The organism is Paraburkholderia sp. CI3 (assembly GCF_050436505.1).
GTDB classification, from domain to species: domain Bacteria; phylum Pseudomonadota; class Gammaproteobacteria; order Burkholderiales; family Burkholderiaceae; genus Paraburkholderia; species Paraburkholderia tuberum.
Genome location: NZ_JBNDMI010000004.1, coordinates 1,381,189 through 1,404,123 on the forward strand (window position 1 = coordinate 1,381,189; position 22,935 = coordinate 1,404,123).

Here is a 22,935-nt window from a genome sequence, read left to right on the forward strand (position 1 = left end):
ACCTGCTCTCCTTTCACCGGAAATCCGCCTGATGGCGATGCAGCGGATCGAACCAGACTTCCGTCATCGACCATCGCCGGCCGGTCTGCTCACCTGACCCGTCGAAAAGAGCCGTAGCCTCCATGTGCGCCACCACATCGATCGTCATGAAGAGCAGCCGGCGCAGTGCCGCGTCATCCCACGTCGAAGCTTCCGGATGTTCCTTCGCCATCAGCGCGAACCGCTCGATCGCGACCGGGGCGCTCGATGCGTGATAGCTCGTGATCGAACCCGAATGGCCCGTGGTCAGGAGTTTCAGAAAGTCGTACGCCTCGCTGCCGCGCAGTTCGGCGAGCAACACGCGGTCGGGACGCATGCGCATCGTGCTGGCGATCAGGTCCGCGGGCGTCACCCGCGCCTGAGCGTGACCACCCTTGCTGTAGATCAGGTGCACGCAGTTGTCGATGTGGCGGATGAAGAGTTCGCGCACATCCTCGATCGTCACGATGCGCTCGGTGGCCGGAATGTACCGGCACAGCGTCTTCATGAAGCTCGTCTTGCCCGAGCCGGTGTTGCCCACGATCGCGAGGTTCAGCCGCCCGCGCACCGCCCGCTCGAAGAAGGCCGGGAAATCACGCGCTTCGAGGTACCTGGCGAGTTCGCGATCGAGAGGCCGTAGCGCCGGCATCGCCTCATCAAGTCCAGCCGGGCGGCGCCACGTGGTGTGCGCGAACAGGCCCTCGCCTGCATACGTATCGAGCGTTTTCTCGCGCGAAGAGGGACGGCGGATCGTCACCGACACGGTACGCGGAGGTACCACCGGCGGGATCACGATCTGGATGCGCGCATCACCTGGCAGCAGCGCGGAGAGCTTCGCCTCCCGTGGCCGGTAGCGCCAGTTGCCGGGCAGCTGCGCGAACCACGCCGCGTCCGCCACGAGGTCGACGAGCGCGGTCTGGAAGCCCACGTCCGCGAGCTGCGTGCGCGCCTTCGCCACGTGCCGCGCTACCTCGTCCGGGCGGTCCCCGAGCACGGCAAGCGAATAATGGTATTCGCCCAGGACGAAATCGCCATTGATCAGGTCGTTCAGCGCCTGGTCCATCGCCTCGACCTGTGACACCGCGACGTCCTCGCCGGCAATCAGCTGGTTGCGCTGTCGCTCAAGCGCTTCCTTTGCCGTGGGACGGTCAAGGATCGTGAAGCTCTGCGTCTCGATGTACTCGAAGTCGCCGTAGAGCAGACCGTCGAGCATCCCGGGCTCCGTTTCTTCGGGGTAGTCCTTCAGGTCGAGCAGCGCCGCGTAGCGCGTTGCGCCCGGCATGCGGATCTCGACCTTCTCGGTGCGGAAGAAAAGTCTCGACGTCGGCAGTGCCTCGGCAATGCGGCCAGACGGCACCGGTACGGGCTCCCAGGCGGCGTTGACGAGGTAACCGAGGAACTCCAGTGCCGCCGAGAAACGCACGGGCCGCTGCGTGTGGTGGATCTGCTTCGCGTCGCGAACCTGGTTCCTGTAGACGCCAAGGGCCACCGGATCCCACGGTTTCAGGCCCGATTCGACCTGCGCGGCGAGTTCCGCCATCACCTTCAGCGCCTCATACTCGTCCCGCCTGATATCGTCGGCGGTGCGACGGGCTGCGTGACTGAAGATGCGCCCCAGACGTGTGCGGTGCGGCCGGTAGACGACCGTCAGGTACAGCTCGTTGGCCATCATCCGGTAGCCCGCAAAGCTCGCGTAGTACCGTGTGGCAAGCTCCTGGCAGAACGGGTTGCCGTAAGGCGTGGCGAAGTGGTCAGTCACGCGCCGGCGGAGCCGATGGGACCAGAGTCCCACATGGCCACCCGGCAGGCTGCGCACGAGCTGGTTGAACCCTTCGTGACGCACCACGATGTCACCTGGATCGGCCGCCTCGAAGGCAATGCCGGCGATCTTCCACACGCGCAGATAGTCGCCTTCCCGCGTGCGGATCACGTGGTCGGTCACGTGCGATGAGAACGGCACGAAGTCCGCGAGCACGACCTCGCGTTCGGCCACATCGATGAGGTGCGGTTGCGCAGCCATGTCAGCCCCTCCTTTTGACGCGAACCGGCACGTAGGCGTGCGCGCCCCACAAGCGGCGATTACGCTGGCGAAACGCCATACGAACGCACAGCACACACTGCGCAAGCCGCTGGTCGTCGTGCCGCGTGACCGAACGCATCGTCACGAACACCGGAACGAGGAGCAGCACGATGCCGACGCCCACCGGCGGGCTTGCGAGCAGCGCCCAGATCGCGGGAATCAGGATGCTGCCGCCCATCATCAGGAACGGCACAAGCGGCACGCCCCACAGCATCGCGGGTCGTGTGCAGCCCTTGAAGACGGGATCCCTGAGCTGGTCCATGTGCGCCTCCGGATCAGCTCGTCGGGATCAGCATCGCTGCGATCACCGTGGCGCAGCCCACGAACAGGCCGCCGATGAACACGTTGGCGATATCGCCAAAGCGCGCGTGCTGGAACATCATCTTGAAGCCCGCCCAGATGATTGAGATCGAGCACACCACTGCACCCACGCTGAGTAATGTGGTCTGGATCGTTGTCAGCAGGGTGTTGACCTGAGAGAGCTGCGCATATGCCGGCGTCACCGTCAGTGCCAGCAGGGGCGCAATCGCGAGCCCGCGCCGGACGGCTCGCGCCGACCCACGCATCCACGTCTCCCGTGGAATATTTCTCCATTTGATTTGTAGTCCTGATTTCATGGGCTGCTCCTGTTACACACATGGGTCTCGCTTGGTCAGAAGACGACCGCGCTTTCCTGCGCCATGTCGCCGGGTAGACCAGTCTGGCGATTTCGTCTGCGGCCCGTGGTCGAAGGCGTTCCATCCGGGATGCGCGACGGACCGGAACGCGCGCCCTGCGGACTGGACGGAATGACGCGAATGGGCGGGACGTCGGCGGCAGTCGCCGGAACCACCGGATCAGGGAGCGCAGCTTCGGCGACGACCCTCTGCACATAGCCCGTGCGAAATCCCGTGGAAAAGTCGCCGCTCGCGTAGCACGACAGCCCCGCGCGCAATGCGTCCTGCGCTCCTGCATACTCGTGCCGCGCGCGCTCGAAGCAGCCCTGGAGGATGGCCGCGCCGGCGGCGAGATTGCGGCACGGATCGAAGACGGTCTCCGGCGTCAGGCCGAACCGGATCCAGTTCGCCCGGTTTACCTGCGCGAGACCTGCGCTGTAATCCCACCCGGCCGCCTCCAGCTCGCGCGCCGTCGCAACGGCCTCGTTGAGGTTCGCTGGCTGGCGCTCGAGGCGGCCATGGACAACCCCGATCGAGTACGGGTTGAAACCCGACTCGACCCGCACGATGGCTGCCATCGTGGCGGGTGCCACGGCCGGCGCGCACTGCTGTGTCAGGGCCAGGAATGCGGTGAGTGGAATCATCCGCCACCTCCCTGACCGCCCGAGCTTTCGTACTCCCGCTCCAGAAAGAGACGTGCGGACTGGGTCGGCTCGTACGGGATAGCGGTACTGCCGGCTCCGTAGAACTCAGTGATCGTGCGGTCTGCGCCTCCCGCGTCCCACCACACCCGCGTGTACAGGGCGCCGTCGATTTCGACATTGATTGCGCCGCGCGCATTGCATAGCAGTTCACTCTGCTCAGGGCCGCCCCAGTACAGCAGGTCCTCGCGGCAGTACCCGGTGCCCGCAAAGATGTTCACCGCCGACGTCTCCTGCGAGCCACCTGCACCGAAGTCACACGCCGGAAAAGGATCGCCATGGCGCAAGGCTGCCCACAGCCTCTCGATCGGCGGGACACACTCGCCATACTGCTCAGGGCCACCCGGATTCGAGAGACACAGGATCACCTGGCAACCCCAGTCGTCGGCATGGGCAGTGCCAGGCGCCAGGATTGATGCACCGACGAATGCGGCGAGGACAATCAACCAGCGGCGCAACACCCGCAGCAGCCCGCGGCCGGCGATGGCAATGTCGAATGAGATGGCTGCGTCATGCATCGCACACCTCTGCACGACGAAGGGCAGGCATTGCACCGTTCCCGATTGCATCGAGCCGGCGAGCGAGGACCTCCAGACAGGCGACTACTGTCCGCGAGGATTCGGCTACCCGGACATCCTGCGCGGCTGGCCGGCCGCGCGGCACTGAGGAACCCGCGGCGCGCCCGACAGCTGTCAGGCAGGGCAGCCAGGCGTATCCGTGGGGAAAAGCCTGGTCTGCGATCAGCCATTCACGCAGCGTCGTTTCCATCACCTTCACCCACGCTTCTTCCATCGGTCCAGGGATTGCGACGACGGGCAGAAGCCCGACAAAGTGCAGTGCCGGATTCAGTCGCGCCCGGATGTTGCGGATCCCGTACGTGCCGTTGATCATTTCCGAGGCGCAGTCGACGCATTCCGGCGACATCGCTATGGGGCTCAGTACCGCGTCCACCAGCGCCTCTGCACAGACAGCGCGCAGGTCGGGCAGCACGGGAGTATCGATCAGGCACACGTCGAACCGCGGCGCCACCACGCATAGCAGATGACGAAGGTTCGCGTAGTAGCGGGTGCGGGCGGGATCGTCACGCGAGCGCAGACCTTCGACGGCGTCGCCGCTGAGCACGCGAACGCAGCCGCCGGGTGCGGGTCGGGCGCGCCAGGGCGGGTCCGGCACCGGGTTGCCGGACCCGATCGCATCATGCTGCCCGCCGGCGAGCATCTGTGCGCAGCGCGGCGGCTCGGCAAGGTCCAGTACCAGCACGCGCCAGTGATTGACGCGATGCAGGTGACGGGCAAGCAGGCAGGTCAGCATCGTCCTGCCCGAGTTACTCTTTGCCGAAATGATCAGAAGCGATTTCATGGTTCATCGTCCTCAGCGGCGCCCGCTGTCGATGAACCTGCGAAGAAAAAGGAACCCGCGGCGCCGGAGAGGCTGACCGCAGGCTCAACGGGGGATCATTGCATCAGCGCCAGAAAGCAGAAAAGCCTGCAGATGCAGGCTTTTTGCGAATGCGTCACGGCACACCACGTCGTCGCACAGACATCGAACTGCGGGGCCGCTAACGCGTACTCGGTCGTGCGGGGCACGTTGACCGGATCAGATTGTTGGCTTCAATCTAGATCAGCCCAAGACGCAATGCAAGCGCCCGGGAGAGCGTCTCCGCCTATCCATCTACCCACGTGTTCCATGGAGTTCTCTCGTGTTCCCAAAAAAATTTCACATCTTGGAGCTTCGACACCGACACCCGCCAGCGGAACGACGCCGCACAGTAAAATGCCGGCCGCCCGGGGCATTATCGCCCGAAAACAGGCTCGTGCGTTTCATGTTTCTTCGCCGGGAGGTAGCCCGCTGGCACCAACTTCCTTCATCCTGCCGGCAAGGGCTTGCGCGAGCGCTAAACGCGCTGCCGCGAGTTCCAGGTCGAAGCGTTGCGCCGGCCGCCGGGCTATGCGAAGCCGTCGGCAAACAACCTCGCGATCGGCATGCCACAGATAGACCATCCTCAGTATTTCCCGATGCGACGGATGCAACGTCTGCCATGCTTTCGTCACCAGCGCCGCATCGATCGGATCATAGGCACCGCGTGACACGTTTCCCCAGTTCTCAAGTCGACGGGCGAGGGGCGCCTCGGCGAGGTCGCGGCTCATGGCAACAACTCCGCATCGTCCCGGTGTTCCGGCTCCGGTGCCCGGTAACGCGCCGGATTCGCGAGAAACTGCCCGATGTCAGTTGCGCGCCAACCTACCATCCGGCCCCCCAGTGATATTGCCGACGGAAACGTGCCGACCCGCATGCGCCGGTATATGGTTGAGCGTGATAGCCCCGTCTTCGCTTCGACCTGCCGGCGGCGCAATATCGCCCGAGATTCGTTGTCTTCGACGGACATGACTTCCCTCCTGTGTTTTCTTTCCGGCCCGGATGGCCGGACCACACAGGGCATTCAAGCAGCGATTGCGTCCGACGGCCAAACCCGTCTTATCGTCGGGAGGCACCGTCGTGAAAGCCTGACCGGTCACCATGTGAGACGAACCCCAGTCGGTATCTTTAAGAGTTACTAAACGATTCAGGATAGGTGCATTACGAAGGAGAAACGACGATGATCGGTGGCGATCCGGGACAATAGCTCGAAAGCTACGTTGCGCAGCTCGTCGAGTCCGGGCGATACGGCTCAAAGTGAGGTGGGTCGCGAAGGCGTGTGTCCATCCGGGATCGCCAGACGTAGCCCGCCTCGCTCGACGCCTCGATACCCGCGGCCTGGCCGATGCAGACGGCGGCCGGACAAATCCGGCCGACGAAGTAGTCGACAGGCTTGACTTTTCCGCCTCACTGGCGCCGGCCGAACGGGCAAGCGTGCCAAGACATCAGCGGATCGACAGGGACGCCAGAACTTCGTCCTCATACCAGCGCCCAAGTGTTGCCTGACGACACGCTGTGTTATTGCATCGTAACGCCATGCAGCGTAAACGTCGATTCGCTTCGAAAGTAGTAGTCGTACCTAAGGGCCGCCGACGGATTCCCGCCCACGACACCAACACGCTGCCTGCTCCGACCTGTGGACTCGCCCCCACCTGTATGAATCGTCCGTAAGATCATTGTTGCCACCCGTTCGTACTGGACGTAGAACTGCGCTGCCCGTAACCGGTCCCGTTCCGGAGCCACGCGGTCCTCTCCCGTCACGCCGTTGAGAAAGAGCGACGCCGTATGAAGGCTCTGGACGGTGGCCGCCGCGGAAACGGCCCCACGAAGTACAACCCATTCGCGCTGCAGTTGGCCTGCCCTGCTCTACATGGTACCGTTTCGCTCATGACGAACCCCGGTGCTTTCGCCAGCAAGGGCTGCGGACTACGGGGACCATTCAAGCAAGTGGATCAAGCGACGGGCAAACCCGTCTTACCGTCAGAGCGCCCCGTCAGGATCGGGGTCGCGTGTGATGACGACTATCAGCTTCTTTTAGCCAGTCAGGCCGAATCGCAGAAGCGTACGTCTGTCCGCTGCGCGACGCTTCTCCATTGGGCTGGCCTTTTAGGTTTAATCGTTTGTCGATCGCATGCGCGACCACAGACGACTTGGGAGGATTGTTCTCGTCATAGCTCGACCAGAACGTGTGCATGATATCGAACATCCCGGACAGAATTTCGGTGATGAACGGTAGGTGAATTGTGATTCCGTCGGACTGCTCCGACGGCCCCGCGCTCGTGTACAGGCAAGCTTTCCACACTGGAATTATCGCACGTAGAGAGTCAATTTCCTCCTCCAGCCCTTCCTCGGTTGCGTGATGCAACGCTACCGTGCGCAGCAGCGCCTTCCCCATCTCAGCTAACTGTCGATCCTTTTCTCGCAACCGCTCGGTTAGCCGGCGGACATCGGCCTCGGCCCGGTCCACGCGCCGCTGCAATGTGTTGAAGGTAGCCCTTGAGACGATTCCGTCGCAAGCGCCTGGTGCCTGGCACGCGTTATGTGAGTGATCCATGATCGTCCTCATTGGCTGCAGCGTTATGCCGCATCACTCTCTGCCCCCCGACGGGTCCGCTCAAAACTTTCCCGCATGACCAGATGGGCCATCTCCTTCATCGACGGGCTTGGGCCTGTTGTGCAATGACGCGCCCTGCGTTTTTCTTGTTCGGTGACGCTTTGGTCCCACCGACGTAAAATCGGCTTATCTTCACAAACTCAGTAGGCGAGAGTTTAATCCGTCACTCCTAGCATCGGGGCGATGCCATTTTGCATTGACTTTTCCAAAATACCATGCTAAAGAGGGCGAAATATGTATGATTTGGATGCTCTCAAGAAATTTGACCTGATTATCGACGCACGAAGCCCGCGCGAATTTGCCGAAGACCATCTGCCTGGGGCCATAAACCTTCCGGTCGTCTTCGACGATGAGTATGCGGAAGTCGGTACTACTCATCGCACCAATCCGATGCGCGCGTATCAGATCGGTGTCGCCTACTCCCTAAAGAACATCGCCCGGCACCTCGAGCTTCCGTTTTTTCGGAGCGATCGACGAATGTCAGTCCTGGTTTATTGCTTCCGTGGTGGGAAGCGAAGCAAACTTTGGACAGACGCTCTGGAAACCATCGGCTACAAGGTCGACAGGCTGCCGACTGGTTGGAAAGGATATCGAAATTGGGTGCGTCAGACTCTCGAAGAGGTCCCCGCGCACTTGCAGTTCAATGTGCTCTCTGGCCCCACCGGATGCGGAAAAACTCGACTGCTACTCGCGCTACGGACGGCAGGTGCACAGGTCATCGATCTAGAGGACCTTGCCTCGCACCGCGGCTCGATCATTGGGGCAATTCCAGGGCGAGCCCAACCAAGCCAGAAATTTTTTGACAGCCTTTTGCTTGCCGAGATAAGTCGTCTGGACTCGGCAAAGCAGATCTGGATCGAAAGTGAAAGCAAGCGAATCGGTCACGTCCAATTGCCGACTGCGCTGTTCCATAGAATGCATGGCGGACGTTTATTCGCCGTCGAGACCCCGATGCGCGAAAGAATTGCAATGTGGCGTCGCGAGTATCCCCACTTCGAAAGAGACCCCACGGGCCTAGTCACACAACTTGGCCACCTAAAAGCACTCGTAAGCGGGGCGACACTACAGAAGTGGGCGTCGATGGCTGAACGCCGCGAGATCGAAGCTCTCTTCGAGAGCATCATGGTCGACTATTACGACCCTGCGTACACTCGCTCGACGAAGAAAAATTATTTGCATACGGAGCACGCCATCAAGATCCAACTTGAAACGCTTGACTCATCGTATCTCGCAAACGTCGCAAGACGTTTGATTTCTGAGAGTGACGCTCTGACGTCGCCTCCGCCTGAGTAAGACCTTCGTTCGTCGATTCATTATCGAAAACCAGAACGGCGAGAGAAGCGTCAACCAAAGCATTTGAAAGTAGCCACCCGGCAAAGTGGTTCGTTGCGCGGTGAGACTCTGATATGGCGTTTCACCGTCCTGATGGTGAGCATTATGGAAGCCGTTGTTCACGAGTAGGCAGTTCGACAACCAAAAGTCAACATCCCACGACGTAAGCGCAGTGCGCGAAATGTCAGCATCGAATCCGTAGTGCTGCATGTACCCGACTGCCTCAACGACAAACACGCTCACAACAGCGTATCCGATGTAGAAAAGCGCAATCTTCCATTGCAGAAGCGCGGCGAAGCCCAGCAACAATATTGCGAAAAGTGCATTTCGAAAAAGGCTATACGGTACCTTTCCCCCCGGATGGGAACGCCGCGAAAACGACGAGAGCAACCCCGCTGCATAGGAGCGTCCAACATGACACCATACCGTCGTGCCCAATGAAGCAGTCGAACCGAATTGCGGATTTCCAACATGTCGATGATGCAATTGGTGCGCAACCCGGTAATGCGGATAGCCGGCAATGACGAATGCCAGGTCACTAACGTGCTGCCATATTCTGGCTGGTCGGTGCGTAAGCTCATGCAGGTGTGCCATTGCGGTAGCGCTTAACACTCCGCACGCGACACCAAGTCCGACCAGTTCCACCCATGATGCAGTTGACGCACGGTACGCACCGATTCCGAGTGCCAAGGCCCAAGAGAAAGCAAACCAGCCAGGTACCTGATCTTCATCTGTTTTCTCGATGGCTTGTCCCGACTTGGGAGCTCCTCGCCCTATCGTTGCGTCCAGCGCGGGAACAACGAACAGGACCACAGCCACAAATGCCCAAGGGCGTCCGACAAAGAACAGGGCGCCTGCAGCCGTGGGTAAAGTGAGCGAGAGCCAAAACGCTCTACCCGAGTTACGCCAGAAGGTCATTCACTTCCGCGAACTTAACCGCTTCTGAGATGTGCGAAACACCAATCTTGTCCTTTATTTTTCTATAGTTTACGTAGACGGTCTGAACGGAGATGTCCATCTCGCGAGCAATGTCTTCCGCAGTAAATCCACTTCTAAGGTACCCCACTACACGGAGATCCATTTCAGTAATACCATGCGCCTCAAGGACCTCGCGTCTAGCCATTCGGATGGACCAATCGAGCAATTCCATGGCAAGCGCTCTGAAATACAATCGGTGCGCGGTCAGTCTATTTTCCCCGACAGCCTGGCTATCGTCTGATCCGATGTACAGAACACCCATACGCTCTGTGGCGCTGGCGTGGACCGGCACCACGATCCCGCTTCTGAAGCCGTGTTTGCTTGCCGCGACGAGCATTTCGCGCTGGCCTTGTGTTTCGGCGACAATCTCGGACCCCGTTATTGGAGCGGTGTTACTTCGCGCATACTCTAGAAACGGGTCAGTCATGTACCATTTATTGGCGTTATACATCTGACACCATTCCGGGCGGCAGCCAATGAGAAAGCGATGCGTCGCACGGATAGCCGTTGTCGCGCTGGGATGGAGTGAAACGAACACGTACGACTCACCGCCAAGCGCTGTGACGATTGATTTGACGCAACTTGCCAGTTCAGAGTCGTCCTTGGCGACCATGAGCTCCTCGAAGAGACTGCCAACTTCAGGGGGCGCCTGTTGGGCAATCATTTCCTCAACCTCCTCAACCCCTTCAGGCGCTTGCGTAGCTATTCGGCCACGCGATTTTCTACGAGGTGACGCCGAACTTCGTAATACAACGGAGCCAGTTCCTCCGAATACGGGTCCGCGTCTGCAAATCGGTGTAGATCGCCTAACGCAGAAATCGGCAGCACTTGAACAGATGCTGTTTGATCCCTTTCAATAAGCCGCCGTTCAAGCGAAAAACCGCGCGCCGTTTGGAAAAGGCTGAGCACGACGTGTTCCCCACCGAGATTGAGCCCGCGCTCAAAAACAAGACTCTTCATCATCGGCTCCGGCAGGGCGATTGCGATGACCACACGAAGAGCAGGCGATCCCTTCGGGATCGATTATCGAGACGCTCGTGATAAAGTCTTCAGATCCACAAGCGAGACATTCGACAATCAAACCGTCATACTCGGTGCCGCAGCACTGGCAAGTTAGGCGGTGAATCTCCCCCGCAGCGAGCACTTCCCAACAGTCTTCCATCGGGACGCCGCACTTAGGGCAAACAAAACCTAGTTCGGATATTACATTTGTCATGTTCGAAAGCTTTATGAAACAATTCGCGTTCCGACAAGTAATGACTTAGCTTAGCACTGTCCTATTTCGTCTGCGCAATCAGCCACAATTTGCCGGTGGTTCCCAATCAACTGGAGCGCCACCTCACTGCAACAGCACCGAACCAAGTCTGGAAGGAGTGGTATCACCTGTCTCGCGAAGACCGAGGGCTGGTGTACCGTCAAATTCTCGTAGCGAAATTTGCAATGCCAGATGAACTACACGAATCACCCTAGAATGGGAGCAAGGTACAGCGAAAGGAAAGCTCAATGCCTTTACGAATCAAGCTCGTGAGGCCGCCTGGCGCGTGCCCTTACCATTCACTATGGTTCCAACCGTACTGGAGAACCGGGGCGCCTTTGTCTGACTAGCAAGCAATTGCGTGCCTCGATGGCGTCCCGCATAAAATACCTGGCAGTACGACGCACGGTACGTTTATTGCACGGATGACAACATCGCACTCGGAGTACCAGAATAAGCCACTTCATCCTGGCCCGCGCCGTCCCGCCTCCATGCGGTTAGCGATCCATGCGTCAATCTCGCTTTCCAGCCATGCTACTCTGCCGCCGCCAATCTCCACCGGCCGTGGAAATTTCCCGACCGCCAGATACCGGTATAAAGTGCTTGCACCGAGGCCAACGCGGGTACGTACCTCGCGAAGGCGAATCAGGCGCACTCTCGCGCCAGCGCGTTCGACAATCTGTTCGTCCATTGTCCTGGCCCTCCCGACTACGTCCGGATAACCCCGGACATCGCCAATCTAGCTTGTCGCAGAAGGCGCTGCAAACTTGCGATGAGGAACAGGATTGCGGAAATCCGGAGCCACACTCCGAAGGCGATTTCCCCTGGATTCCCTGCTGTTCCCACTCTCCAGGGACGACGGGGCAATCCTCCCACCGGCAAGCCACCAGAGAGCGAAACTTCGCGATTTGCCCGAAACTAATCCTTGCGGCCCGTGAGAGATGCGTGCGCCAGGAAACCCTACCTGTTCGCAGCGGCCGCGCCGACAAGGCCTCAGACAATCCGCGCACGACATCAGGCTGCTTTCGCTTTCGGGCTGCAGTAAGCCACCCAGTCATCCATCATCTGCCTGCGTCGCTGGAACATGTCCCCTCGACGATAGGCGGCCTCAACCTTGTCGTCCACCGCGTGAGCGAGCGCCATTTCGGCCATTTCGTTGGGGTACGTTGTACATTCGGCGGCCCAGTCGCGGAAGGTCGAACGAAAGCCGTGCACGGTGAGGTCGGCGCGCTGCATGCGGCGAAGGACGATAAGCATTGCCATGTTCGACAGCGGCTTGCCCTTCTTCGCGCCCGGAAAGACCAGTTCTCCGTCCGTCTCATCAAGCAGGCGGCGAACCAGCGCAAGAGCCGACGCGGACAGCGGAACCCGATGCGGGCGCTCAGCCTTCATCCGCTCCGCAGGGATTGTCCACGTCGCGGCATCGAGATCGAACTCGCTGCGTATCGCGCCGATCACTTCGTTGGTCCTGCCCGCAGTGAGAATCACGAGTTCCAGCGCGCGTGCTGCGAGACCATCCTGAGCCTTGAGAGCCTTCATGAATGCGGGCGCTTCGCCGAAGGGCAACGCGGGATGGTGCCGAACCTTGCGCACCCTGATGCGCGCAGGCAGGATTTTGTCGAGATGGCCTTTCCATCGTGCCGGGTTCTCTCCCTCCCGATACCTGTGCGCGGTTGCCCAGTCAAGCACCGACTCGATGCGCCCCCTCACGCGACTGGCCGTCTCGGGCTTCGCCTCCCAGATGGGTTCGAGAACACTCACGACGAGCGTTGTATCGATATCGCGCACGGAAAGCTGGCCGAAAAATGGAGAAGCGTAAGTGGCCAGGGTGTTCTCCCATTGCGTCACGTGCTTTTCATTTTTCCACCCTGCACGGTTGGCCTTGATGAATGCCTTGGTGCACTCATCAAACGTCTTGTTATGTGCGGCCATCGCAAGCTGCTGCGCGCGTTCGGCACGGCGCGCCTCGATCGGATCGACACCTTCGAAAAGCATCTTCCGGTAGCGGGCTGCGAGCTCGCGTGCATCGGCAAGCGAGACGACATGCAGTGGCCCCAGGCCCATCTCACGCAACCGGCCCTTGCGCCTGAAGCGGTAGACCCATGAGCGCGTACGCGCCACCGACACCTGAAGGTACAGACCACCGCCATCGCAGTAATGGCCAGGCTGCTTCAGACGCGCGACGCCGAGCGCGGAAAGACGGTGGATGGAGCGTGAAATCGTGCTCATGACTGCCTCCTTTCTACCCATACTACTACCCATACTTTTGTTTGCGATTGGGTGGTATGGAGCGGGAAGGTCCGGCACAAGAAAAAACCCCGGAAGGCCCATGCGGCGGCCTTCCGGGGTTTGGCCCGGGACATTGCGAGATGCCCCGGGAGGTGCTCCTGGCGGAGACGGAGGGATTCGAACCCTCGATCCAGGTTTTGGCCCAGATGCTCCCTTAGCAGGGGAGTGCCTTCGACCTCTCGGCCACGTCTCCCAAACTTTCTGTCGCACAGGGAGTCAGTGCGACGAAGCCAAGATCATAGCGGGCCGGGCCGATAAGGTCAATGTCTGACGAACATTATTTGTGCCAACGTGGCGTCTCATCACGCAATTCATTCACATGAACGCCACAAAACAGACGGGACGCTCCAGAGCGCCCCGTTTTTCCCGCCATTTATGCCTGATCGAGTTCGAAGGCCTTATGCAGCGCGCGTACCGCGAGCTCCATGTACTTTTCGTCGATCAACACCGAAATCTTGATCTCCGAGGTCGAGATCATCTGAATGTTGATGCCCTCTTCCGACAGCGTGCGGAACATCTTGCTGGCGATGCCGACGTGCGAGCGCATCCCGACGCCGACCACCGACACCTTCGACACCTTCGGGTCGCCCAGCACCTGCTCGGCCTGGACGTGCGCCTTTACCGTGCCGGTGAGGATTTCCATTGCACGCGCATAGTCGCCGCGGCCAACCGTGAACGTGAATGCCGTCTTGCCCTCGACGCTCTGGTTCTGGATGATCATGTCGACATCGATATTCGCGTCCGCCACCGGGCCGAGAATCTGATACGCGATGCCCGGCTTGTCGGGCACGCCCATCACGGCGATACGAGCTTCGTCGCGCTGGAACGCGATACCCGAGATGACTGCTTTTTCCATGGTCTCGTCTTCTTCAAAAGTAATCAGGGTGCCCGACTTCATTTCTTCGTCGAGTGGCATCAGCGGATCGGTCAGGCTCGACAGCACGCGCGTTTTCACCTGATATTTGCCGGCGAATTCCACCGAGCGGATCTGCAGCACCTTCGAACCCAGGCTGGCCATTTCCAGCATTTCTTCGAACGTCACGCGGTCGAGCCGGCGCGCTTCTTCAACGACGCGCGGGTCCGTCGTGTACACACCGTCGACGTCCGTGTAGATGAGGCACTCGTCGGCCTTCAGCGCGGCCGCGACCGCGACTGCCGACGTGTCCGAGCCGCCGCGGCCGAGCGTCGTGATGTGGCCGTCCGGGTCAATGCCCTGGAAGCCGGTGATCACGACCACCTTGCCGGCTGCGAGGTCTTGCATGACGCGCTCGCCGTCGATGTCGCTGATGCGCGCTTTCGTAAACGCGCTATCGGTCTTGACCGGCACCTGCCAGCCTGCGTAGCTGACCGCTTCGACGCCGGCTTCCTGCAGCGCGATCGCGAGCAGACCCGAGCTGACCTGCTCGCCGGTGGCGGCGATCATGTCGAGTTCACGCGGGCTCGGTTGAGTCGTGATTTCTTTCGCGAGGCCAAGCAGGCGATTGGTTTCGCCGGACATTGCCGACGGCACGACGACCATCTGATGGCCGGCCTTGTGCCATTTCGCGACGCGCCTGGCGACGTTCTTGATGCGCTCGACCGAGCCCATCGAGGTGCCGCCGTATTTGTGTACGATGAGTGCCATTGTCGTTCTGAACTGGAAGAGAAACCGCGCTGGCGCGCTGGAGACGACCGCACAGAAAGCACAGGGGCGCAACGTCTCGTGAACGGCGGCAAAGTGTGTGGCGGCGTAGATGCAGCACGCGTGCAGCACGCGCGGATTTGCCCGGGATGAAATCGCAAATGGCTGATCGGAATTGAACGGCGACGACGGATCACGCACGCCTGCCGGCACTAACGACCGATAGCGACAAAAGCGACGGCGAAATCGGGTCGGGCAAACAAGCTAAAGTACCTGATTAGTCGCAAAAAGACAAGACGCAACGAGCGCTCAAATGCGTCGAATCAGGCCTGCAATGGCCTGTTTTATCGTTGATTTGCGCCCTGTTTCACGCTTTCGACATCTGCACGCACGGCTTGCGCGACTGTCCGACCGACGCTCAGGCGATCAGCAGATCCTCGCGCCAGACGATTTTCACGCACGCTTCGCGCTCCGGAGATGCGTCGCGCACAGTCCCGCGATTCACGCCGATCAGTGGCACGAACAGCAGTTCATCGCCAACGTAAAGCAATGGCACGTCGCGCTTCCATGCGGGAATGCCGCGCTCCTGAAACAGCTTCTTCAGCGTGCGGCTGGGCGTGTTCGGCACACCGATGCGCATGCGTTCTCCGCCGCGGCGAGCCCGCACGCTTAGAGATGCTCGTTGCAGGACGCTGACGGGAACCATGTCGCATGCTTCGTTACGTGGCGCTGCGTGCGCTGCGTCGGCTACGTCGGAAGCAGCGGCTGCATCCACCGTCGCGAACACGAACGTGCCGCGCCATTGCGGCAAATGCCAGATCTCTTGCCCTTGCCACGCGAGTTCACTGATCTCGCGCTCGACGAGCGCGGTTTCGTCGGCGGGTTCGCTGCTATCGCCGGCTTCCCAGTAGACGAGGCCGCGATAGCTGCGCAACGCATGCCCCGCATGATCGATGCGGAGCCGATGTCCGTCCTGCCCCGCAGCCACTTCGCGCAACTGCCGCAGTGCATCCGCGACACGCGCGCTCGATGCCGCGACGAAGCCGAGCGTACGCATCCAGTAGCGCAGCAGATTCAGCGCGCGATCGTCGTCGAGAGCGAGCAGCGCGTCGTGCGCGAGGGCGCGTCCTTCATCGCGCGACGCGCTTTCCATGTCGGCGCGCGCGAGCGTGTCGAGCAATCGCTGCGCCGATGCCGAATGCGCGGCCGTGCGCGCGAGCGCATCGCGAAAGCCCGGGAAGTGCACCGCGAGCACCGGCATCACCTGATGACGCAAGGCGTTGCGCGCATAACGCGTGTCCGCGTTCGATTCGTCGTCGATCCAGCGCAGCTTGCGCGCGCTCGCATAGTGTTCGAGCTGCGCGCGCAGCAGATGCAAAAGCGGCCGCACACGTGTCGTCGACGCACCTGTCGGCAGCGTGCCGGGCGCCATCGCCGCGAGACCCGCGAGCCCCGCGCCGCGCAGCAGTTGCAGCAGCACGGTCTCGGCCTGATCGTCCGCATGCTGCGCAAGCCATAGCGTGCCAATGCCGTGCGTTGCGCACATCGCTTCGAGCGCACGATAACGCGCGTCGCGTGCCGCGGCCTCGATGCTCAGGCCCGGCGCGCGCGAAACATCCACGCGTCGCGCGTCGAATTCGACGCCACGTTCGCGCGCGAAAGCCTCGCAGTGCGCGAGCCACGTATCGGCATGTGGACTCAAACCATGATGCACGTGCAGCGCGATACAGCGCGACGCACCCGCGACGCGCACCGCCGCATCGAGGAGCACGCTCGAATCGACGCCGCCGCTGAATGCGACCGCAATGCGCGCGTTCGAATCGAGCCCGGACAGCGCGGCGCCGAGCGCCTCGATCACGAGGCGCTCGGCGGATGAGTCGGCGGTGGTGGTCACGTCGTTAGCGCGGAAAGCGCCGGTGGACGAAAGAGACAGGCCAACGCGCGGGCTTATGCGCCCGGCGTCGTTTCCTTGAATTTGCCGTACGCCATCAGCCGTTCGAAACGGCGTTCGCGCAGGTCGTTGGTGCTCATACCCTGGAACTGGCGCAGCGAATCGGCGAGCGCACGGCGCAGCATCGCCGCCATGCCCTTCGGATCGCGATGCGCGCCGCCGAGCGGCTCGTTGACGATCTTGTCTATCAGACCGAGCGCCTTCAGACGATGCGCGGTCAGGCCGAGCGCCTCCGCTGCTTCCGGTGCCTTGGCGGCGCTTTTCCACAGGATCGATGCGCAGCCTTCCGGCGAGATCACCGAGTAGGTCGAGAACTGCAACATCAGCACGCTGTCGCCCACCGCGATAGCGAGTGCGCCGCCCGAGCCGCCCTCGCCGATGATCGTCGCGATCAGCGGCGTCTTCAGCTCGGCCATCACGTACAGGTTGCGGCCGATCGCTTCGGACTGGCCGCGCTCTTCCGCGCCGATGCCCGGGTACGCGCCCGGCGTGTCGATGAACGTGAAGATCGGCAGGCCGAACTTCTCGGCGAGGCGCATCAGCCGCTCGGCCTTGCGATAGCCTTCCGGACGCGGCATGCCGAAGTTGCGCAGCGCGCGCTCCTTGGTGTCGCGGCCCTTCTGATGACCGATCACCATGCACGCCTGGCCGTTGAACCGCGCGAGACCGCCGACGATCGACAGATCGTCCGCGAAGTTGCGGTCGCCATGCAGTTCATGGAAATCGGTAAACAGCTCGCTCACGTAGTCGAACGTGTACGGACGCTGCGGATGACGGGCGATTTGCGAAACCTGCCACGGTGTGAGGTTCGCATACAGATCTTTGGTGAGCTGCTGGCTCTTCTTGGACAGCCGCTCGATCTCTTCCGAAATATCGACGGCCGAGTCGTCCTGCACGAAGCGCAATTCTTCGATCTTCGCTTCGAGTTCAGCGATCGGCTGTTCGAAATCCAGAAACGTGGTCTTCATTGGTTGTAATCCTTGGACTTACCGGGCAGCGCGTATTCTAACCGCGTGTGCCGATGTCAAAACCATTTCTCAACTATCGATATCATATACGCGATAGTTTTTGAAACGGCTTCGTTTCCTGTTCTTCTTTAGTAGTCGACCGGTAACGGATCGAGACTACGCCACATGTACCAGGTCGCCACCGTGCGCCACGGCTCCCAGTTCGCGGCAACCTCGCGCGCTTCGCTGCGCGTGACGGGTTCGCCGCTGAAATAGTTGACGCTGATCGCGCGGATCAGGCCGAGGTCGTCGAGCGGTAGCACGTCGGGACGCGACAGGTTGAAAATCAGGAACATCTCCGCGGTCCAGCGGCCGATGCCGCGAATCTGCGTGAGTTCGGCGATCACCGCCTCGTCGTCCATCGACGTCCACTTGCCGACGTGCAACGCGCCCGACACGAAATGCCTCGCGAGATCGAGCACGTACTCGGCCTTGCGTTTCGACAAACCGCACGCGGTCAGCTTCTCGAGACCGAGCTTGATGAACTGCTGCGGCACGAGCTTCGGACACGCGACTTCGACCCTCGCCCACACGGCCTGCGCCGAGGCGACCGAGATCTGCTGGCCGACCACCGAGCGCGCAAGCGTGACGAAAGGATCGCCACGACTCAGCAAATGCACGGGGCCGAACTTCGGAATCAGCTTCTTCAAAATGCGATCGCGCTTGACGAGATCCGCGCACGCCTTGTCCCAATACGCGGGACGCGTGACTTCAGGCGCGAGACCGCCGATCTGCACCGGCACCGCGACTTCGTTCGCGAGCGATGCGACACCGGCCGCTTCGCCGCCCGCGCTGGCCGTGCTCGCCGAGGTGGCCGAGGTGGCCGACACGCGCGTCTTGCGCACGACTTCGCCCGCGTTCGTATCGCGCGCGAGTTCCTGCACGTCGCCGGCGAGCTCGGCCGCGAGTTTGGCCGGCAACGCACCGTTGCCCTTCGCACGCGACGTCGTTTTCGCGCGTTTCGCAGGCGCGTGCGCAGCTTCAGTGGCCGCGCCATTGAGCGAGCGTTTGACTGCGCTCTTCTTTGCCGCGGTCGAGTCGGCTTTCGCCGCCGCCCCGCCCGCTTTCGAGGGCGCTTTGTCTACCGCGCCGCCGCCCGCACGAGTCGACTGAGCTGCGGCAGCCGATGCTGCGGCAGCCGACGCTGCGACAGCCGATGCCGCGGCTGCCGCACTGGTTTGAGACGCCGCGCGTTTAGCCGGCGTCTTCGTGGCCGTTGCCATCCTGCCTCCTGCCTGGCGAGTCGTTCAGAGGGAAGTACGAGGTGCGCTCACACGCGCCGCCACTCGGTCAGCCCGCCGGGTTTGTCTTCAAGGGCAACGCCGGCATCGAGCAATTCGGCCCGGATCCGGTCTGCTGCCGCATAGTCCTTTGCCTGCTTGGCGGCGATACGCGCGGCGATCTTCGCTTCGATCGCGGCGGGCTCGAGCGCGCCTTCGGCTGCAGCACCCGCTGCCTGCTGCAGGTATGCACGCGGTTCGCGTCCGAGCAGCCCGAGCACCGCGCCAAGCGCGCGCAATTGACGGGCCAGCGCGGGGTCGCGCGTGCGGTTCACTTCGGTGGCCAGCTCGAACAGCACCGACACGGCCACCGGCGTGTTGAAGTCGTCGTTCATTGCCGCCTGGAAACGCTGCGCGTGCGCTTCGTTCCAGTCGAGCACGGCGCTATCGGGCGTCACGTCTTTCAACGCCGTGTACAAACGCGCGAGTGCATTGCGCGCGTCGTCGATATGTACGTCGCTGTAGTTCAACGGCGAGCGGTAATGCGCGCGCGCGATGAAGAAACGCACCACCTCTGCATCGTACTGCGCGAGCACTTCGCGAATCGTAAAAAAATTGTTCAACGACTTCGACATCTTCTCATTGTCGATCTGTACGTAGCCGTTGTGCATCCAGTAATTGACGAATGTTTGTCCGGTCGCGGCCTCACTTTGCGCGATCTCGTTTTCGTGGTGCGGAAACTGCAGATCCTGGCCGCCGCCGTGAATGTCGAACTGTTCACCGAGCAGCGTGCAGCCCATCGCCGAGCACTCGATGTGCCAGCCGGGACGACCGCGCCCGTACTTCGAATCCCAGCCGCTGTCGGCCGGTTCCTCGGGCTTCGCCTGCTTCCACAGCACGAAGTCGAGCGGGTCCTGTTTCGCGTCGTTGGCCGCGACGCGTTCGCCAGCGCGCAGGTCTTCGAGCGACTTGCCCGACAGCTTGCCGTAGCCTGCGAATTTGCGTACCGCGTAGTTGACGTCGCCGTCGCTCGCCTGGTAGGCGTAGCCGTTTTTCTCGAGCGTCTCGATCATGCCGAGCATCTGCGGAATGAAGTCGGTCGCGCGCGGCTCGATGTCCGGACGCTCGATGCCGAGCGCGTCCGCGTCTTCATGCAGCGCGGCGATGAAGCGATCGGTCAGCGATTTGATGGTTTCACCGTTCTCGACTGCACGCTTGATGATCTTGTCGTCGATATCGGTAATGTTGCGCACGTAAGTCACGTTGTAGCCAAGCGCACGCAACCAGCGCTGCACGATGTCGAACACGACCATCACCCGCGCATGACCGACGTGACAATAGTCGTACACGGTCATCCCGCAGACGTACATCCGCACGACACCTTCGCGCAGCGGCACGAAAGTCTGTTTGTCACGCGCGAGCGTGTTGTAAATGCGCAGAGATTCCATAGAGAGCGGTGCGTGGGCCGAAAGAAGTCCGCATTGTGCTTCATGCGCGCCGCGACCCGCGAAACGAACAGGATAACGGGTGCATCGCATACAGCTGAAACCGGCGCACCTCGTGCGGCGATCAGGCTGCAGACGAGGCTGCGAACCGGGCGGAGACGGCCACGAGTGGCGAAAAGACAGTCGGCGGTTCGACGGAACGCGCAGACCTTTTGTTAGAATGGCTCGGAGTATAACATCCAGACCTAAGCCTATGAAACACTCCAGCGGCCGCGCGCACAGCGCTGCGACCCTCGCCGCGACTGCGTTTGGCAACGTTGTCGGTGGCGTTACTTTCGAAGCGGCGCGTGCCCTCGCGTGGCGCGTCACCGTCGTTGCCGCACTTGCCGCGGTGCCGGTCGCGAGCGCTTACGCGCAGAAGACCGCGGTGATGCCGCAAGGCCCCGCCGTGCGTGACAATACGCCGGAAATCGACGCGTCGATCGCGCAGAAAAACTGGCAAGCCGCGCTGACCCAACTCGATGCGCGCGTCGCCGCGAATCCGCGCGACGCACAAGCGAAGTTCAAACGCGCAAACGTGCTCGTGCACCTGAATCGCGACGACGAAGCGATCACAGCGTTCACCGAACTCACGCAGCTGTATCCCGAGTTGCCCGAGCCGTACAACAACCTCGCCACACTCTTCGCGAGACAAGGCCGTCTGACCGAAGCGCGCGCAGCGCTCGAGATGGCCACCCAGGTCAATCCGAACTACGGCCTCGCGTTCGAGAACCTCGGTGACCTCTATCTGCGCCTCGCCGACGCCGCGTACCGTCGCGCGGAGAGCCTCGGCAAGGCGAGCCCGAGGACCGCGCAGCGTCTCGCGGATATCCAGAAGGTCGTGTCGCCGGCAACGCCCCCTGCCGCGGCGTCACAGCCTGCCGCCGAGCAGACGACCGTGCCCGCCGCGCACCCCACGTCGAACATCACGGACAGCCCGAGCTTCCAGTTCGGCGGCCCGAATGGCTCGCTCGCCATGCCGCCGTACATGGCGCCGTCGCGCTGAGCGCCGGGCTCGTTGCCTGCCGCAAGTTTTCTCCAACCCCGAGGACTTTCATGAAATGGTTGATGTTGGCGCTCGGCAGCGCCGCCCTGATCGCAAACGCACCCGCCTTTGCGCAGTCCGGTTCGCAGGCCGCTCATCCTTCCGTGCTGCTGAAGACGTCGGAGGGTGACATCCGCGTCGAGCTGTATCCCGAGAAAGCGCCAAAGACGGTCGCCAATTTCCTCGACTACGTGAAAGCCGGCCAATATAGCGGCACGATCTTCCATCGCGTGATTCCGGGCTTCATGATCCAGGGCGGCGGCTATACGCAGAGCTTCGTCGAGAAGCCGACGCGCGCGCCGATTCCGCTCGAGAGCCGCACCGGTCTGAAGAACACCGCTGGCACGATCGCGATGGCGCGCACCAGCGACCCGAATTCGGCCACCGCGCAGTTCTTCATCAACACGGTGGACAATGCCAATCTCGACTACCCGAATCCGGACGGCAACGGCTACGCGGTATTCGGCAAGGTCACGAGCGGCATGGACGTCGTGAAACGCATCGAAGCCACGCCCACCACCACGCGCGGCCCGATGAGCGATGTGCCGCAGAAGCCGGTCGTGATCCAGTCGGCGACGGTGGTGAGCAAGTAAAAACGAACGGGCAAGCAAACCCGCGCGGCCGAACCCCGGCCCCAACCAACGCCCCGGCGCGGCCGGTCGTCAGCACATGACGACGCGCCGCGCCTTTAATCCACCTGTTCATCAAAGGATTCCATCATGGTTGAACTGCATACGAACCACGGCCTCATCAAACTCGAGCTGAATGCCGAAAAGGCGCCGAAGTCGGTCGAGAACTTCCTGAACTACGTGAAGGCCGGCCACTACGACAACACGGTGTTTCACCGCGTGATCGACGGCTTCATGATCCAGGGCGGCGGCTTCGAACCCGGCATGAAGCAGAAGCCGACGGCCGAGCCGATCACCAACGAGGCGAACAACGGTCTGAAGAACGAGAACGGCTCGATCGCGATGGCGCGTACCAACGACCCTCATTCGGCGACCGCGCAATTCTTCATCAACGTGAACGACAACGACTTCCTGAACCACTCGTCGCCGACGCCGCAAGGCTGGGGCTATGCGGTGTTCGGCAAGGTCGTCGAAGGCATGGACGTGGTCGAGAAGATCAAGAAGGTCAAGACCGGTTCGAAGGGCTTCCATCAGGACGTGCCGGTCGATGATGTCGTGATCGAAAAAGCTGTCGTCGTCGGCTAAACCGTGAGTGAGTCGCGCCTCATGCGGGCGTCGACTCCTTTGAACTGAAATCAG

At 61.6% G+C, this 22,935-nt stretch carries 23 protein-coding genes and 1 tRNA gene; 4 read left to right on the forward strand and 20 right to left on the reverse strand.

Translation table 11 applies throughout. The annotated features are described in order from the left end of the window. Positions 1 to 13: 13 nt before the first annotated feature. From virB11 to OKW29_RS27790, 9 genes are all read right to left on the reverse strand, one after another. Positions 14 to 2,038 (reverse strand): P-type DNA transfer ATPase VirB11, encoded by a 2,025-nt coding sequence (gene virB11 / locus OKW29_RS27750; protein ID WP_429293347.1) that lies wholly within the window; start codon positions 2,036 to 2,038, stop codon positions 14 to 16. A gap of 1 nt (position 2,039) precedes the next feature. Further along, complete coding sequence (locus OKW29_RS27755; protein ID WP_184067738.1) at positions 2,040 to 2,360, reverse strand: type IV secretion system protein VirB3; 321 nt, start codon at positions 2,358 to 2,360, stop codon at positions 2,040 to 2,042. 13 nt (positions 2,361 to 2,373) lie between these two features. Next, positions 2,374 to 2,715: a TrbC/VirB2 family protein gene (locus tag OKW29_RS27760; RefSeq protein ID WP_184057238.1), complete on the reverse strand. Its 342-nt coding sequence runs from the start codon at positions 2,713 to 2,715 to the stop codon at positions 2,374 to 2,376. 35 nt (positions 2,716 to 2,750) lie between these two features. Then, entirely contained in the window at positions 2,751 to 3,398 is a 648-nt protein-coding gene (locus tag OKW29_RS27765) for a lytic transglycosylase domain-containing protein (RefSeq protein WP_429293348.1), read from the reverse strand. Further along, the gene (locus OKW29_RS27770) at positions 3,395 to 3,973 is read right to left on the reverse strand and encodes a hypothetical protein (RefSeq protein WP_429293349.1); all 579 of its coding nucleotides are present in this window, start codon (positions 3,971 to 3,973) and stop codon (positions 3,395 to 3,397) included. The genes OKW29_RS27765 and OKW29_RS27770 overlap by 4 nt, the downstream gene beginning before the upstream one ends. Beyond that, entirely contained in the window at positions 3,966 to 4,814 is an 849-nt protein-coding gene (locus OKW29_RS27775; RefSeq protein ID WP_429293350.1) for a ParA family protein, read from the reverse strand. Before OKW29_RS27775 ends, OKW29_RS27770 begins: the two co-directional genes overlap by 8 nt. 461 nt (positions 4,815 to 5,275) lie before the next feature. Continuing rightward, positions 5,276 to 5,602 (reverse strand): hypothetical protein, encoded by a 327-nt coding sequence (locus OKW29_RS27780; RefSeq protein WP_429293351.1) that lies wholly within the window; start codon positions 5,600 to 5,602, stop codon positions 5,276 to 5,278. Next, positions 5,599 to 5,841, reverse strand: a complete 243-nt coding sequence (locus tag OKW29_RS27785) for an AlpA family phage regulatory protein (RefSeq protein WP_429293352.1) — start codon at positions 5,839 to 5,841, stop codon at positions 5,599 to 5,601. Before OKW29_RS27785 ends, OKW29_RS27780 begins: the two co-directional genes overlap by 4 nt. Before the next feature lie 1,023 nt (positions 5,842 to 6,864). Next, positions 6,865 to 7,425 (reverse strand): hypothetical protein, encoded by a 561-nt coding sequence (locus tag OKW29_RS27790; protein ID WP_184067720.1) that lies wholly within the window; start codon positions 7,423 to 7,425, stop codon positions 6,865 to 6,867. 294 nt (positions 7,426 to 7,719) lie between these two features. On the opposite strand from OKW29_RS27790, the gene mnmH reads away from it, so the two are divergent. Beyond that, positions 7,720 to 8,778: a tRNA 2-selenouridine(34) synthase MnmH gene (gene mnmH, locus OKW29_RS27795; protein ID WP_429293353.1), complete on the forward strand. Its 1,059-nt coding sequence runs from the start codon at positions 7,720 to 7,722 to the stop codon at positions 8,776 to 8,778. On the opposite strand, the gene OKW29_RS27800 is transcribed toward mnmH, so the two are convergent. The 11 genes from OKW29_RS27800 to cysS form a co-directional block, all read right to left on the reverse strand. Then, complete coding sequence (locus OKW29_RS27800) at positions 8,704 to 9,735, reverse strand: fatty acid desaturase (RefSeq protein WP_429293354.1); 1,032 nt, start codon at positions 9,733 to 9,735, stop codon at positions 8,704 to 8,706. The two genes, mnmH and OKW29_RS27800, sit on opposite strands and share 75 nt — an antisense overlap. Next, positions 9,719 to 10,459 (reverse strand): autoinducer binding domain-containing protein, encoded by a 741-nt coding sequence (locus OKW29_RS27805; protein WP_429293355.1) that lies wholly within the window; start codon positions 10,457 to 10,459, stop codon positions 9,719 to 9,721. The genes OKW29_RS27800 and OKW29_RS27805 overlap by 17 nt, the downstream gene beginning before the upstream one ends. A gap of 38 nt (positions 10,460 to 10,497) precedes the next feature. Further along, entirely contained in the window at positions 10,498 to 10,788 is a 291-nt protein-coding gene (locus OKW29_RS27810; RefSeq protein WP_184057257.1) for a hypothetical protein, read from the reverse strand. A gap of 725 nt (positions 10,789 to 11,513) precedes the next feature. Continuing rightward, the gene (locus OKW29_RS27815; RefSeq protein ID WP_429293356.1) at positions 11,514 to 11,741 is read right to left on the reverse strand and encodes a helix-turn-helix transcriptional regulator; all 228 of its coding nucleotides are present in this window, start codon (positions 11,739 to 11,741) and stop codon (positions 11,514 to 11,516) included. Between the two features lie 323 nt (positions 11,742 to 12,064). After that, the gene (locus tag OKW29_RS27820; protein ID WP_429294953.1) at positions 12,065 to 13,279 is read right to left on the reverse strand and encodes a tyrosine-type recombinase/integrase; all 1,215 of its coding nucleotides are present in this window, start codon (positions 13,277 to 13,279) and stop codon (positions 12,065 to 12,067) included. Positions 13,280 to 13,438: 159 nt separating this feature from the next. After that, a tRNA-Ser gene (locus OKW29_RS27825) sits at positions 13,439 to 13,532 on the reverse strand. 180 nt (positions 13,533 to 13,712) lie between these two features. Beyond that, positions 13,713 to 14,963, reverse strand: coding sequence for an aspartate kinase (locus tag OKW29_RS27830; RefSeq protein WP_090800687.1), 1,251 nt, complete (start codon positions 14,961 to 14,963; stop codon positions 13,713 to 13,715). Positions 14,964 to 15,378: 415 nt separating this feature from the next. Continuing rightward, positions 15,379 to 16,854 carry a tRNA lysidine(34) synthetase TilS gene (tilS, locus tag OKW29_RS27835; RefSeq protein WP_429293357.1) on the reverse strand — a complete coding sequence of 492 codons (1,476 nt, stop codon included), beginning with the start codon at positions 16,852 to 16,854 and terminating at the stop codon, positions 15,379 to 15,381. Between the two features lie 53 nt (positions 16,855 to 16,907). Continuing rightward, entirely contained in the window at positions 16,908 to 17,879 is a 972-nt protein-coding gene (locus OKW29_RS27840; protein ID WP_090800690.1) for an acetyl-CoA carboxylase carboxyltransferase subunit alpha, read from the reverse strand. A 128-nt stretch (positions 17,880 to 18,007) separates the two neighbouring features. After that, positions 18,008 to 19,141, reverse strand: a complete 1,134-nt coding sequence (locus tag OKW29_RS27845; RefSeq protein WP_429293358.1) for a DNA-3-methyladenine glycosylase family protein — start codon at positions 19,139 to 19,141, stop codon at positions 18,008 to 18,010. 47 nt (positions 19,142 to 19,188) lie between these two features. Continuing rightward, on the reverse strand, positions 19,189 to 20,586 hold the full coding sequence (gene cysS, locus OKW29_RS27850; protein ID WP_429293359.1) for a cysteine--tRNA ligase: 1,398 nt from the start codon (positions 20,584 to 20,586) through the stop codon (positions 19,189 to 19,191). A 250-nt stretch (positions 20,587 to 20,836) separates the two neighbouring features. Here cysS and OKW29_RS27855 point away from each other — a divergent pair, with 250 nt between their 5' ends. The 3 genes from OKW29_RS27855 to OKW29_RS27865 all read left to right on the forward strand — a co-directional run bounded on the left by OKW29_RS27855 (position 20,837) and on the right by OKW29_RS27865 (position 22,881). Next, positions 20,837 to 21,628: a tetratricopeptide repeat protein gene (locus OKW29_RS27855; RefSeq protein WP_429293360.1), complete on the forward strand. Its 792-nt coding sequence runs from the start codon at positions 20,837 to 20,839 to the stop codon at positions 21,626 to 21,628. Positions 21,629 to 21,678: 50 nt separating this feature from the next. Beyond that, the gene (locus OKW29_RS27860) at positions 21,679 to 22,260 is read left to right on the forward strand and encodes a peptidylprolyl isomerase (RefSeq protein WP_184022474.1); all 582 of its coding nucleotides are present in this window, start codon (positions 21,679 to 21,681) and stop codon (positions 22,258 to 22,260) included. 126 nt (positions 22,261 to 22,386) lie between these two features. Beyond that, positions 22,387 to 22,881 carry a peptidylprolyl isomerase gene (locus tag OKW29_RS27865; protein WP_090800697.1) on the forward strand — a complete coding sequence of 165 codons (495 nt, stop codon included), beginning with the start codon at positions 22,387 to 22,389 and terminating at the stop codon, positions 22,879 to 22,881. Positions 22,882 to 22,935: the final 54 nt, after the last annotated feature.